Consider the following 13019-nt stretch of genomic DNA (forward strand, 5'->3'; position numbering starts at 1 on the left):
CGTGAGCGCCCTTATGGAGTCGTTTCGCGCCGCCCTGATCAGCCTAACTTCGCACCGGATGCGCAGCTTCCTGACCACTCTGGGGATCCTGATCGGGACCGCCTCGGTGATCGCGGTGGTATCGCTGGTGCAGGGTTTCTCGGACTCGATCAAGAGCCAGCTCGCCGACATGGGCGGCAGCACGCTGACGCTGACCGCGGAGAACAACAGCGAGAACTTCCGCACCGGCAAGCTCAACCACATCACTTTCGATGACATCGACGTGCTGCGCTACCGCGTGCCGGGCGTGGACATGGTGGCGCCACTGATGGCGATCCAGGCGACGGGTGCGAGCTATGGCAACCACAGCGCGAGCCCGCAGATCTACGCCACCACCAGCGAGTTCCAGCAGGTCCGCAACGAGTACCCGGAGCATGGGCGCTTCATCGTCGAGAGCGACGACCAGGGGCGGCGGCGCGTGGCGGTGATCGGCACCGAATTGCGCGACGAACTGGAGATGCCGGACAACCCGGTCGGCGAGTATTTCCAGATCGGCAGCGAGTGGTTCAAGGTCGTCGGGATGATGGAGAAGAAAGGCAAGATCCTCGGCTTCAGCCAGGACAACTTCGCCTACGTCCCATTCGGCGTTGGCCGGTCAATGATGGGCAACAGCAACGAGCCGATGCTGCAGGCGACCTTCACCGTGGCCAACCTGGAGGACGTCGACCTGGTCCGCGAGCGGGTCGAACGCGCGATCCGGGCCTCGCGCGACATCGCGCCGGGCAAGGATTCGGACTTCAAGGTCGACGCCGCCGATTCCTTTCTCAAGCAGTTCAACCAGATTGCCGGCATGGCCACTGCGGTGCTGGCCGGCATCGTCGGCATCTCGTTGCTGGTCGGTGGCATCGGGATCATGAACATCATGCTGGTATCGGTGACCGAGCGGACCCGCGAGATCGGCATCCTCAAGGCGCTGGGTGCTACCCGCCGCGACATCCTCACCCAGTTCCTGCTGGAGGCCGGCCTGCTGGCCTTGCTGGGAGGGCTGATGGGGATCGTGCTCGGGGTCGGGGTCGGGATGGGCGTTGCCGCACTGATCCCCGGCTTTCCACCGGCCAATGTGCCGCTGTGGGTGGTGGTGGCGGCGGCCGGTTTCTCGGCCATGGTCGGGGTGGTGTTCGGGATCATGCCGGCGTCGAAGGCGGCGGCGCTGGATCCGATCGAGGCGCTGCGCTACGAGTGAGCGCGCCGCACGGTGGTGTTACTTGCCGACGCAGAAGCTAGAGAAAATGTGTCCCAGCAGGTCATCGGCGCGGACCTTGCCTGTGATTTCACCCAGGGCATCGTGACTGGCGCGCAGCGCTTCGGCGGCCAACTCAAGCGCTTCATGGTCAAGCTGTGCGCTCGCCTCGACCAGCTCGACTCGGGCGCGCTGCAATGCGTCCACGTGGCGGGCGCGGGCGGTGAATGCGCCGTCGCCTGCATCGACGCCATCGCCCAGCGCCAAAGCGCCCAGGTGGGCATGCAGGTCGTCCAGGCCGATGCGGGTGCGCGCCGATACCCACAGGTGCGATGACCCGCGATTGGCGTCCATCTGGCCCGATGCCGCTCGGCCGGACTTCATCGAATCGGGGATTCCGTCCTCCAGCAAATCGGCCTTGTTGTGCAGCCACAAGATCCGCGGCACGCCGGCAATCGCCTCGGCCACCGCCGCGGTGCCCGCCTGCGGGTCGCGTGCATCCAGCACCACGATGGCCAGGTCGGCGCGTTCCAGCTCATCGTGAGCGCGGCGCATGCCTTCGCGCTCGATCGCATCCCCGCCCTCGCGCAGGCCGGCGGTGTCGACCAGGGTCAATTCAACGCCGTCGATGCGCACCACTTCCTGCAACAGGTCACGGGTGGTGCCGGCGATGTCGGTGACAATTGCCCGGTTGCTGCCGGCCAGCACGTTGAGCAGCGAGCTCTTGCCGGCGTTGGGCGGGCCAATGATCACCGCATGCAGGCCATCGCGCAGGCGGCGGCCACGCTCGGCGGCCGCCAGCAACTGATCCAGGGCTTGCCGCAGCTGCCCCAACTTGGCGCGCAGCTCATTACCGCCCAGGGTGTCCAGGGGCTCGTCGGCAAAATCAATGGCCGCCTCCACATGCACGCGCACGCCGATCAGGCCGCTGGCGATCGCCTCGACCCGCGATGAGAACTCGCCGTCCAGCGCCCGCCGCGCCGCGCGGGCGGCGCGCACGTCAGCCGCCGCGATCAGGTCGGCAACGGCCTCGGCCTGGGCCAGGTCGAGACGACCTTCCAGGAAGGCGCGCTCGCTGAACTCTCCGGGCCGCGCCTGCCTGGCACCCAGGTCCCAGCAGCGAGCCAACAATGCCTGCAACACGGCCGGCCCGCCATGGCCCTGCAACTCGACCACGTCTTCGCCGGTGTAGCTGGCAGGTGCGGCGAAATACAGCGCGATGCCATCGTCAATGGTCTCGCCACCAGCTTCGGCGAACCGCACGTAATGGGCATGGCGTGGAATCAGCTCACGCAGACAGACGGCCTCGCCGATCGACCGCGCACGCGGGCCTGACAAGCGCACGATGCCTACGCCGCCGGCGCCGGGCGCGGTAGCGATGGCAGCAATGGTGTCGCGGTCGGGCGCGGTCATGGGGTGCATGGTCGCAGATGGTCTCGTGGTGCGCATCGGCGGCCCATGGCAGAAACCCGCCGGTTGGCGGGCTCCTGTCTTCATTCCAGCGCTTGGTCTACGCCTTCACTGGCGCCGGTTCTTCACTGTACTTCTTGATCATCCACCACTGCTGGATCAGGCCCAGGCCCGCGTTGGTCACCCAGTACAACACCAGGCCCGCCGGGAAGAAGGCAAACATGACTCCGAACGCCAGCGGCATGAACTGCATCATCTTCTTCTGCATCGGATCGACGCCGGCCATCGGAGTGAGCTTCTGGGTCGCCCACATCAGCGCGATGTTGATCGCCGGCAGCACGAAGAACGGATCGCGTGCGGTCAGGTCCTGGATCCACAGGATCCACGGTGCATGACGCAGCTCGACCGACTCGGACAACATCCAGTACAGGGCCAGGAAGACCGGCATCTGCAGCAGCAGCGGCAGGCAACCGCCAACCGGGTTGATCTTCTCTTTCTTGTACAGCTCCATCATCGCCGCTTGCAGCTTCTGCTTGTCGTCGCCGTAGCGCTCCTTGAGCTGGGCCATGCGCGGCTGGAACTTGCGCATCTTCGCCATCGACTTGTACTGCGCCGCCGACAGCGGAAACATCACGGCCTTGAGCAGGAACACCAGCCCGACGATCGACCAGCCCCAGTTACCCAACAGGCCATGCAACCACTGCAGCACCCAGAACAGCCAGCCGGCCAGGGTCGCCATCGGTGAAAACCGGCTGAAGTCGACGGCGCGGTCCAGACCCGGCACCTGCTGGGCCTGGATCTGGCTGACCAGCTTGGGGCCCACCCACAGGCGCGCCTGGGTGCTGGCAGTCCCGCCTGGCGCCACGCTGACGCCCGGACCGACCTCACGGATCAGGTACCGGGTGGCACCGTTTTCACTGGCGGTCGTCAGCGAGAAAGTGCTGTTATCGGCCGCACCGGGAATCCAGGCACCGAAGAAATGGTGCTGCAGGAACGAGATCCAGCCGCCGCTGACCTGCTTGTCGAGCGGGCCGTCTTCGATGAAATCTTCGTACTTGCGCTTCTCGTACTTGTCCGTGGCACTGAACCACGCCGCGCCCTGGAAGCTGTACTTCTCCGGGCTCATCGGCGCGCTGCTTTCCAGTGCGCGCGGCACTCGGCTCAATTGCCTATAGACAAAGCCCTGCCAGGGATCGGTGCCACGGTTGACCACCTCGTCGCGCACATCCACCACGTAGTTGCCCCGGTGGAAGGTATAGGTGCGCTGGATGCTCACGCCATTCGGGCCATTCCATGTGAAAGGCACCACCAGTTGATCTTCACCCGCATCCAGCCGGAAATCCGTTGCCGCCGGCAGCGCGTCGCGGTCCAGCACAAAACCCGATTGGTGGGTCGGCGTGGTGCCGCTATTGCTGACCCAGCCACTCTGGGCGACAAAATAATCCACCGGATCCTGGCTGAACAACCGGACCGGCGCGCTGTCTTCGTCCGCGGTGCTCGGATAGGCCAGCAGATCGGCCTGGAGCACCTCGCCACCATCAAGCACGACCTGGAGCACGTCAGTGGAGACGGTGACCGTCGCCGATTTGACGCCCGAGACGGCAGCAATCTCGGGAGCGGCGGCCGCAGACGGCGCGGCCATGGTCGGTACCCCGGGGACGCCGGCGCCCTGGCTGCCGGCGCCATCAACCCCGGCGAGGCGGTTTGCGGCCGGGATCGTCGACGTGCCCGCCGAGGTACTGGTCGTCGGCGTCGTGGGAGGCGCGGCCTGCTCCTTGTTCCACTCCATCCACAGCAGGGTCGCCACCATCAGCCAGGCGAAGATCAGGAATACACGGGTCTGGTTCATGGGCAACAGGCAGGCTCATCCGCCGCCGGAAGGCGGCGTGGGGTCGGTGGAAGAAGGAACGTCGGAACGTCGGGATGGCGGCATTGTGCCGTCCGCGCCGGGTGCCGGCAACGGCGCCGACGCGGAACCGCGGGCCGCCATGGCGTCGATCGGCAGTGCACCCGACCGCCGTAACAGCCCGAGGAAGGCGGCTTGCAATTGCTGGTGGTCACAACGTGCGGCACCGACCCGGGCGACCAGCACGTAATCACCGTCGGCCAAATCAGCACGACAGGCGCGGAAAGTCTCGCGCAACACGCGCTTGATCCGGTTGCGCCCGACCGCATGCGGATCGACCTTGCGCGAGACCGCCAAACCCAGGCGCGGGCCCGAGTCCGGCTGTTGGGGACAAACCTGCCAATGCAATGCAAGCACGGGCAGCGCCACGCGCCGGCCGTGCTTGAATATGCGGTCGAAATCGGATTTCGCGCGAACCCGCGCAGTGCGCGGGAAGCGGATCTTCGGCATCAGGACGTCAACGGCGGCAAGGGGCTGCCGTTGCGACATCACCTGCGCTTAGGCGCAGAGACGCTTGCGACCCTTGGCGCGGCGACGCGACAGGATCTTGCGGCCGTCGGCCGTCGCCATGCGTGCACGGAAGCCGTGGTCGCGCTTGCGCTTGAGGTTGCTGGGTTGGTAGGTGCGCTTGGTGGACATGGCTGCGGTTCTGCATTTACGGCGGAATAAGACCGGCAAGTCTAACGAGGATTCAGCGGGCTGGTCAAATGGCGGCGATCCGGGCCGCTGCGCCAGGCGCGTCCAGCCGGGCAGCTGCGGCACCTGCGCCGCTTCATCGCCCGGCTCTGCTGCGTGCTAGTCTGGCTGGCCACAACCTTGATCCGCGCGGCGCGATGCCCATCCTCGCACACGCCGATCTTCGCCATTGCATGAAAGACCCTATGGACGCTTGGCCCCACTGCCTGGAACGACTCGAGGCCGAATTGCCGGCCGAGGACGTCCACGCCTGGCTCAAACCACTGCAGGCCAGCCGTCGCGACGGTGCCACCGTGCTTTTCGCGCCCAATGCCTTCGTCGTCGAGCACGTGCGGGAGCGCTACCTGGGGCGGATCCGCGAATTACTCGCACACTTTTCCGGTGATGGCGATGTCAGCCTGGAGGTCGGCTCCTTGCCGCGGGAAGCCATGCCGGCGGCGCTGGTGCCCTCCCCGGTACGCCCGATCAGCATCGCTGCGATCGAGCCGTTCAACGGCAACCTGGACAACCACTACACGTTCGAGAATTTCGTCGAGGGGCGCAGCAACCAGCTGGGCCGCGCCGCCGCCATGCAGGCGGCACTCAGTCCCGGCGAGCGTGGGCACAATCCGCTGCTGCTGTATGGCGGTACCGGATTGGGCAAGACCCACTTGATGTTTGCCGCCGGCAACCTGATGCGTGCCAACAACCCCGCCGCGCGAGTCATGTACCTGCGTAGCGAACAGTTCTTCAGCGCCATGATGAAGGCGTTGCAGGAAAAGGCCATGGACGGGTTCAAGCGGCATTTCCAGCGCGTCGACGCCTTGCTGATCGACGACATCCAGTTTTTTGCCGGCAAGGACCGTACCCAGGAAGAGTTTTTCCACACCTTCAATGCGCTTTTCGACGGCAAGCAGCAGATCATCCTGACCTGCGACCGCTTCCCGCGCGAGGTCGAAGGCCTGGAACCCCGATTGAAATCGCGTCTGGCCTGGGGCCTCAGCGTGGCGATCGATCCGCCCGACTTCGAGACCCGCGCCCAGATCGTGCTGTCCAAGGCACAGGAACGCGGCGTGGCGATCCCGGAGGATGTCGCCTTCCTGCTGGCCAAGAAAATGCGGTCCAACGTCCGTGACCTGGAAGGCGCCCTCAACACGCTGACCGCCCGCGCCAACTTCACCGGTCGCGCGATCACCATCGATTTCGCCCAGGAAACCTTGCGTGACCTGCTGCGCGCACAGCAACAAGCCATCGGCATCCCCAACATCCAGAAGACCGTGGCAGACTACTACGGTCTCCAGATGAAGGATCTGTTGTCGAAGCGACGGACGCGTTCGCTCGCCCGCCCACGCCAGATGGCCATGGCGTTGACCAAAGAGCTGACCGAACACAGTCTGCCGGAGATCGGCGACGCGTTTGCCGGACGGGATCACACCACCGTGCTGCACGCCTGCCGACAGATCCGGACGCTGATGGAAACGGACGGAAAGATGCATGAAGACTGGGAAAAGTTGATCCGTAAACTCAGTGAGTAGTCGCTCCGGTAACGGTGTGCAGCAGTGGGGTACAAGTTGTGGATAACTCGCGCTTCGGGGTACGGATCAAAACTTGTCCACAGGTTCAAGCTTCATTGAAGCAGCAGTTGTACCAGGTTTTTGATTGGCGATTAATCTAGTTAAATCAATAGGTTGGGACGGTTATCCCGGATATTCCCGAACACCACCACCACCAGGCTTTTGATTTATACATTCTTTTGTATTGGGCATAGGGGTAGGACCGAATGCGTTTCAGCCTGCAACGAGAAGTGTTTCTCAAACCGTTGGCCCAGGTCGTCAACGTGGTCGAACGCAGACAGACCCTTCCGGTCCTGGCCAATTTGCTGGCCCAGGTCAAGGATGACCAGCTGTCTCTCACCGGCACCGATCTGGAAGTCGAGATGGTCTCGCGAGTGGCGGTGGACGAAGCCGAGGATGGGGAAACCACAATTCCGGCGCGAAAGCTGTTCGATATCGTTCGGGCCCTGCCCGATGGCAGCAAGATCACGGTGTCCCAAAGCGGGGACAAGCTTTCCGTGCAGGCTGGACGTTCACGCTTTACCCTGGCCAGCCTGCCGGCCAATGATTTTCCTTCGCTGGACGAGGTTGAGGCCACCGAACGGGTGCAGGTCTCCGAAGCAACGCTGAAGGAGTTGATCGAACGCACTGCCTTCGCAATGGCCCAGCAAGACGTCCGCTACTACCTCAACGGGCTGCTGTTCGACCTGCGCGAGGAGAGTCTGCGCTGTGTAGCCACCGACGGCCATCGCCTGGCGCTATGCGAGGCGCCCTACGAGGGCAACGCCCAGACCAAGCGCCAGATCATCGTTCCTCGAAAAGGCGTGACCGAGTTGCAACGGCTGCTGGAAGGCGGTGACCGCGAGCTGGAGCTGGAAATGGGCCGAGGCCACATCCGGGTCAAGCGTGACGACGTTACCTTCACCAGCAAGTTGATCGATGGGCGATTCCCCGATTATGAAGCGGTGATCCCGATCGGCGCCGACAAAGAAGTCCGTATTGATCGTGAGGTACTGCGCGCCTCCCTGCAGCGCGCTGCGATCCTCTCCAATGAGAAGTACCGGGGCGTTCGCATCGAGGTCTCCCCGGGGCAGCTCAAGATCAGTGCGCACAATCCTGAGCAGGAAGAAGCGCAGGAGGAAGTGGAAGCAGATACCAAGGTCGACGACCTGGCGGTCGGGTTCAATGTCAATTACCTGCTGGATGCGCTGTCGGCGCTGAGGGGCGATCAAGTAGTGTTGGCACTGCGTGATGCAAACTCTTCAGCCCTGGTGCGAGAGGCCGACAACGAGCGTTGCCGCCATGTGGTGATGCCGCTCAGGCTTTGACGGGCCCCGCACCCCACATGTTCCACGTGGAACGCGCTGATCCCATCACTACGCCCGGTTCGCCCGGGCGTAGTGGTTTTTGGCCGGCGCCGGTCGGCTTGAGGTGCGGTCAATGCGCGTAACCCGCCTTGATATCCGGTACCTGCGGCGGTTTCAGGAAGTACTGCTGCAACCTGGCCCGACGGTGAACCTGATCACCGGCGATAACGGAGCAGGCAAGACCAGCATCCTAGAAGCGCTGCACTTGATGGCTTACGGGCGCAGCTTCCGCGGGCGTGTACGCGATGGTCTGGTCCGGCAGGGTGACGACGCACTGGAGGTTTTTGTCGAATGGCAGGAACTGACCAGAAGCCGGTCACAAAGCCACGGGATGCCAACAGGAGCCCCTGCGGCCGATATCCGGATACGGAAGGCCGGTTTGCGCCATAGCGGGCAAGACTGGAGTGGCCGGCTCGACGGGACCGGCGTGTCTCATCTGGGCGAACTGTGCGCGGCATTGGCGGTGGTTACGTTCGAGCCGGGAAGTCATGCCCTGGTAACGGGTCCCGCCGACATTCGCCGGCGCTACCTTGACTGGGGACTGTTCCACGTGGAACCTGGCTTTCTCCCCTTGTGGCGGCGTTACTCCAGGGCCCTCAAGCAGCGCAACGCATTATTGAAGTCCCGTTCCGGCCATTCACAGATCGACGCCTGGGATCGCGAGCTTGCCGAGGCCGGTGAGCCGCTCACCAGGTACAGGCAAGCTTATCTGTCCGCTCTGCAGCCCCTGTTCAGCGAGGTTGCGGCGGATCTGGCACCGGCATTGGGGGGGGTCACGATGGATTACCAGCCGGGTTGGCGACGCGATGACCTTCCTCTTGCTGACGCGTTGCTGCTGGCACGTGACCGGGACCTGCAGACGGGTTTTACCTCGCTGGGACCACATCGTGCCGATTGGCGCATCCACTTTGGTGCACTGCCGGGGCGGGATGCGCTGTCTCGCGGGCAGGGAAAGCTCACTGCGTTGTCAGCCCTGCTGGCGCAGGCGGGTCATTACGCGACGATTCGCGGTGAATGGCCCGTGATCGCGTTGGACGACTTGTCCTCGGAGTTGGACCGCAACCATCAGCAACGCGTGCTTCAACGCTTGTCTGACAGTGACGCGCAGGTATTCATCACTGGAACCGAACTGCCAGCGGCACTGGCTGTCCTGTCCATCGACGCCACCTTGTTCCACGTGGAACAAGGTGTGCTGAGCGCAGGCGATACCATTTAATTTCGCTGCAGGTGGCGCTCCACGCGGCCCATGCGGCTGCCTGAATGCCAGTCCGGGCGCCGGGCCGTCGAATCCGTGGCAAGGCGCAAGGAGACTCATCCCGCCTGCTATACTGAGCTACGTTTCCCCTTGCGTTTCGACGCCGCCGCGTACTTGGCGGCCGCGTCGTCGGAGCCTGTTGCCGCATGACCCAGATCGAACACGATCCTTCCCCGATCCGCAGCGAAACCCAACCGGACGCTACCCTGCCGTCTCAAACCTACGATTCCAGCAAGATTACGGTCTTGCGTGGACTGGAGGCCGTGCGCAAACGTCCAGGCATGTATATCGGCGACGTGCACGACGGCACCGGGCTGCACCACATGGTGTTCGAGGTGGTCGACAACGCTGTCGATGAGGCTTTGGCCGGCCACGCCGACGATATCGTGGTTACCCTGCACGAGGATGGCTCGGTGGCGGTGTCCGATAACGGGCGAGGCATCCCGGTCGACCTCCACAAGGAAGAACACGTCTCTGCGGCCGAGGTCATCATGACCGTGCTGCATGCGGGCGGAAAGTTCGACGACAACAGCTACAAGGTATCCGGCGGCCTGCATGGCGTCGGCGTGTCTGTGGTCAACGCCTTGTCCGAGCATCTCTGGCTCGATATCTGGCGTGATGGCTTCCATCACCGGCAGGAATATTCGCTGGGCGAACCGCTGTATCCGCTGAAGAGGGTGGAAGCCTCCGACAAGCGTGGCACCATCCTGCGCTTCAAGCCGGCCACCGAAATTTTCTCGGATGTGGAGTTTCACTACGAAATCCTCGCCAAGCGCCTGCGTGAGCTGTCTTTCCTCAACTCCGGGGTTCGCATCACCCTGCAGGACGAACGCGGCGAACAGCGAAAGGACGTGTTCGAGTACGAGGGCGGCATTCGCTCGTTCGTCGAGCACCTGGCCCAGCTCAAGACCCCACTCCACCCGAACGTGATCTCGGTCACCGGTGAGGAGAACGGCATCACCGTGGACGTCGCGATCCAGTGGACCGACGCCTATCAGGAAACGATGTTCTGCTACACCAACAACATCCCGCAAAAGGATGGCGGTACCCACCTTATTGGTTTCCGGGCCGCGCTGACCCGCACGCTGACCAACTACATCGAGCAGTCCGGGCTGGCCAAGCAGGCCAAGGTGACCTTGTCGGGCGATGACATGCGCGAAGGCATGATCGCGGTGTTGTCGGTCAAGGTTCCGGATCCGAGCTTCTCCTCGCAGACCAAGGAAAAGCTTGTCTCATCCGACGTGAGACCCGTAGTTGAGCACACGTTCGGCGCACGTTTGCAGGAGTTCCTGCAAGAGCACCCGGTTGAAGCCCGTGCGATTACCGGCAAGATCCTGGATGCCGCACGTGCCCGCGAGGCTGCACGCAAGGCGCGCGACCTGACCCGCCGCAAGGGCGCATTGGACATCGCCGGCCTGCCCGGCAAGCTCGCCGATTGCCAGGAAAAAGATCCGGCGCTGTCGGAGCTGTTCATCGTCGAGGGTGACTCCGCCGGCGGCTCCGCCAAGCAGGGCCGCAACCGCAAGACCCAGGCGATCCTGCCGCTGAAAGGCAAGATCCTCAACGTCGAGCGTGCCCGCTTCGATCGCATGCTTTCCAGCGCCGAGGTCGGCACCCTGATCACCGCGTTGGGCACCGGCATCGGCAAGGACGACTACGACCCCGACAAGCTGCGCTACCACCACATCATCCTGATGACCGATGCCGACGTCGATGGCAGCCACATCCGGACGCTGTTGCTGACCTTCTTCTACCGACAGATGCCGGAGTTGATCGAACGCGGTCATATCTATATCGGGTTGCCGCCGCTGTACAAGATCAAGCAGGGCAAGACCGAGTTGTATCTCAAGGACGACGCGGCGCTCAACGCCTACCTGGCCAGCAATGCAATCGAAGGCGCGGCGCTGATCCCGGCCGAAGGTGAGCCACCGATCACCGGCGTTGCCCTGGAGCAGTTGTTGCTTGCCTACGCCGGCGCACGCGACGCGATTGCCCGCAATGCGCATCGTTACGACCCCGAGGTGCTCGAGGCGTTGATCGATTTCACGCCGCTGGACGCCGAGCATCTCTCACAGAACATCGACGAACGCCATGAGCTGGATCTTCTGGAACAGCGCCTCAATCAAAAACAGTTGGGCAAACCGCGTTATGCGTTGAGTTTGCAGGCCGCCACCGACGCGCATCCCGCAGCTCTGGTGGCCAAGCGCTCGCATATGGGCGAGGAGTTGCTCCAGGTGCTGCCTTTGGCCGCGTTTGCCGGCGGCGAGTTGCGACCGTTGCGCGAAGCCGCCGCCCAGCTGCATGGGTTGATCCGCGAGGGTGCGAAAATTATTCGCGGCAACCGCGAGCAAGCCATCGACAGCTTTGCCGATGCCCAGGTGTGGTTGCTGGAAGAGGCCAAGAAAGGCCGCCAGATCCAGCGCTTCAAGGGCCTTGGCGAGATGAACCCGGAGCAACTGTGGGAAACCACGGTCAACCCGGAAACCCGGCGCCTGCTGCAGGTGAAGATCGAGGACGCGGTGGCTGCCGACCAGGTCTTCAGCACCTTGATGGGCGATGTGGTGGAACCCCGTCGCGCGTTTATCGAAGACAACGCGCTGAAGGCGGGCAACCTGGATATCTGACCGGTCGTGCACCGGCATGTGAGACCGCGCGGTGCAGGCATCGCGCGGGGGCCCGCTGGTGGCCTTGACCTGGCATTCATCGCTTTGCGGTTACACCGAGGCATTGCAAACAAGGATTATCACTATGAAGCGTCTGCTCCTCGGCGTTGCGATGGCGGCCGTCGTCGCCGCCTGCGCGACCACCACCTCGCCCACTGGCCGCACTCAGGCGGTGGGCGCGATCTCGCAGCAGCAGCTCGACCAGATGGGCGCACAGGCGTTTGCCGAGTACAAGGCCAAACTGCCCCAAAGCAAAAATGCCAGCCAGACCCGTTATGTGCGTTGCGTGGTTGACGCTGTCACGCAGCAGCTGGAAAGCGGTGGCAACACCCAATGGGAGGTGGCGCTGTTTGCCAACGATGAACCGAACGCCTTCGCGCTACCGGGCGGAAAAATCGGCGTCTACACCGGGATCTTCAAGGTCGCCAAGAACCAGGATCAGCTGGCCGCGGTGATCGCCCATGAAATCGGGCATGTCATCGCCCACCACCATGACGAGCGCATTACCCGGCAGATGGGCGCGCAGGCCGGGCTGGGTGTCCTGGGCGCGTTGATCGGTTCACAATATGGGACCGGCGCAGCGCAAACGACCCAGCAGCTTGGCGGTATGGCGGTACAGACCGCGCTGTTGCTACCCAATAACCGGACCCAGGAGTCCGAGGCGGACGTTGTCGGACAGCGATTGATGGCTCAGGCCGGATTCGACCCGGGGCAAGCGGTGAACCTGTGGCAGAACATGATCGGTGCCAGCTCCAGTCGCGCGCCCGAATGGCTGTCGACCCATCCCGATCCGCAGAGCCGTATCGCGGAGCTGGATGCACGGGCGGACGGGTTGGCGGCGACCTATCAGCAAGCTCGAGCCGCCGGCCACGTTCCCAAATGCGGTTAAGGCGGCGTCGGGATAGGACGAAATGCACCTTCTACCCGCAATAAGTTTCTGCTAGGTTGTTCGTCCACTGTCCTCCACCCGA

10 protein-coding genes are annotated in these 13019 nt (G+C 63.6%); 6 read left to right on the forward strand and 4 right to left on the reverse strand.

All coding sequences use genetic code 11. The features are described from left to right. Nucleotide 1: 1 nt before the first annotated feature. Nucleotides 2-1222: an ABC transporter permease gene (locus ACW7G0_RS11915; protein WP_456989850.1), complete on the forward strand. Its 1221-nt coding sequence runs from the start codon at nt 2-4 to the stop codon at nt 1220-1222. Nucleotides 1223-1240: 18 nt separating this feature from the next. Here the strand turns inward: ACW7G0_RS11915 and mnmE are convergent, their stop codons facing one another. The 4 genes from mnmE to rpmH form a co-directional block, all read right to left on the reverse strand. Next, nucleotides 1241-2632 (reverse strand): tRNA uridine-5-carboxymethylaminomethyl(34) synthesis GTPase MnmE, encoded by a 1392-nt coding sequence (gene mnmE / locus ACW7G0_RS11920; RefSeq protein ID WP_456989852.1) that lies wholly within the window; start codon nt 2630-2632, stop codon nt 1241-1243. Nucleotides 2633-2729: 97 nt separating this feature from the next. Next, complete coding sequence (yidC, locus tag ACW7G0_RS11925; protein WP_456989854.1) at nt 2730-4478, reverse strand: membrane protein insertase YidC; 1749 nt, start codon at nt 4476-4478, stop codon at nt 2730-2732. Nucleotides 4479-4493: 15 nt separating this feature from the next. After that, complete coding sequence (rnpA, locus tag ACW7G0_RS11930; RefSeq protein WP_456989856.1) at nt 4494-4985, reverse strand: ribonuclease P protein component; 492 nt, start codon at nt 4983-4985, stop codon at nt 4494-4496. Between the two features lie 48 nt (nt 4986-5033). After that, nucleotides 5034-5174, reverse strand: a complete 141-nt coding sequence (rpmH, locus tag ACW7G0_RS11935; protein ID WP_456962744.1) for a 50S ribosomal protein L34 — start codon at nt 5172-5174, stop codon at nt 5034-5036. A gap of 242 nt (nt 5175-5416) precedes the next feature. On the opposite strand from rpmH, the gene dnaA reads away from it, so the two are divergent. The 5 genes from dnaA to ACW7G0_RS11960 all read left to right on the forward strand — a co-directional run bounded on the left by dnaA (nt 5417) and on the right by ACW7G0_RS11960 (nt 12937). Next, nucleotides 5417-6745 (forward strand): chromosomal replication initiator protein DnaA, encoded by a 1329-nt coding sequence (gene dnaA, locus ACW7G0_RS11940; RefSeq protein WP_456962743.1) that lies wholly within the window; start codon nt 5417-5419, stop codon nt 6743-6745. Between the two features lie 245 nt (nt 6746-6990). Next, a complete protein-coding gene (gene dnaN, locus ACW7G0_RS11945; protein WP_456989858.1) occupies nt 6991-8091 on the forward strand; it encodes a DNA polymerase III subunit beta in 1101 nt (366 codons plus the stop codon). Between the two features lie 112 nt (nt 8092-8203). Then, nucleotides 8204-9346, forward strand: a complete 1143-nt coding sequence (recF, locus tag ACW7G0_RS11950; protein WP_456989860.1) for a DNA replication/repair protein RecF — start codon at nt 8204-8206, stop codon at nt 9344-9346. A gap of 185 nt (nt 9347-9531) precedes the next feature. After that, entirely contained in the window at nt 9532-12009 is a 2478-nt protein-coding gene (gyrB, locus tag ACW7G0_RS11955) for a DNA topoisomerase (ATP-hydrolyzing) subunit B (RefSeq protein ID WP_456962740.1), read from the forward strand. Between the two features lie 124 nt (nt 12010-12133). Beyond that, entirely contained in the window at nt 12134-12937 is an 804-nt protein-coding gene (locus ACW7G0_RS11960) for a M48 family metallopeptidase (protein ID WP_456989862.1), read from the forward strand. Nucleotides 12938-13019 lie beyond the last annotated feature (82 nt).

The organism is Lysobacter sp. A286 (assembly GCF_054052105.1).

Excerpts from the sequence above, each read along its gene's own strand:
- mnmE (WP_456989852.1), bottom strand. The coding sequence starts at position 2,632 with ATGACCGCGCCCGACCGCGACACCATTGCTGCCATCGCTACCGCGCCC.
- yidC (WP_456989854.1), bottom strand. The coding sequence starts at position 4,478 with ATGAACCAGACCCGTGTATTCCTGATCTTCGCCTGGCTGATGGTGGCG.
- rnpA (WP_456989856.1), bottom strand. The coding sequence starts at position 4,985 with ATGCCGAAGATCCGCTTCCCGCGCACTGCGCGGGTTCGCGCGAAATCC.
- rpmH (WP_456962744.1), bottom strand. The coding sequence starts at position 5,174 with ATGTCCACCAAGCGCACCTACCAACCCAGCAACCTCAAGCGCAAGCGC.
- dnaA (WP_456962743.1), top strand. The coding sequence starts at position 5,417 with ATGGACGCTTGGCCCCACTGCCTGGAACGACTCGAGGCCGAATTGCCG.
- dnaN (WP_456989858.1), top strand. The coding sequence starts at position 6,991 with ATGCGTTTCAGCCTGCAACGAGAAGTGTTTCTCAAACCGTTGGCCCAG.
- recF (WP_456989860.1), top strand. The coding sequence starts at position 8,204 with ATGCGCGTAACCCGCCTTGATATCCGGTACCTGCGGCGGTTTCAGGAA.
- gyrB (WP_456962740.1), top strand. The coding sequence starts at position 9,532 with ATGACCCAGATCGAACACGATCCTTCCCCGATCCGCAGCGAAACCCAA.
- ACW7G0_RS11960 (WP_456989862.1), top strand. The coding sequence starts at position 12,134 with ATGAAGCGTCTGCTCCTCGGCGTTGCGATGGCGGCCGTCGTCGCCGCC.